1 protein-coding gene is annotated in these 414 nt (G+C 46.9%); it reads left to right on the top strand.

Annotated features, from left to right (window positions below):
* Window positions 1-203: 203 nt before the first annotated feature.
* A partial coding sequence (locus KP705_RS18325; RefSeq protein WP_215765333.1) for a hypothetical protein occupies window positions 204-414 on the top strand: 211 nt, incomplete at its 3' end.

The raw sequence follows: 414 nt of genomic DNA, 5'->3' as shown, positions 1-414 counted from the left end.
GATGGTTCTTGATAATCTGATTTTTATGGTAGAATGTGAGTCGAGGTTAAATCGATGGATATCTTGGCGGATTACATCGAAGAAGCCCGATAGGTTAGGAGAAGGCTCATGACGCAGGAACGTCACAACCCGACCCACATCAGTATTATAACACAACTGATGGCGATGGTTCAACACAAGACCGCCAAGACTGGTGGTCTCGGATGGAATCCGTAGGTCGTTCATATACGAAATTAGAGGCCCAAAGGGTCATCAAAGCTCAGTCATATGATGGGGGGTATTATCCTCGTTCATGGCTTGGGCATGTGTTCCATCTGGGGTGGTCTGTTGATGATATCTGCTGGCTGATATCTGCTGACTGCAAGCACCTTGGGCTTATAGCTCGGGATTATTCTGCTGATGAGAATCTGCGTT

The sequence above is a fragment of the Gluconobacter sp. P1D12_c genome, assembly GCF_018812105.1.
Taxonomy (GTDB): domain Bacteria; phylum Pseudomonadota; class Alphaproteobacteria; order Acetobacterales; family Acetobacteraceae; genus Gluconobacter; species Gluconobacter oxydans_A.
The sequence above is the reverse complement of the archived record's forward strand: the minus strand, read 5'-3'. Positions and strand labels throughout refer to the sequence as shown.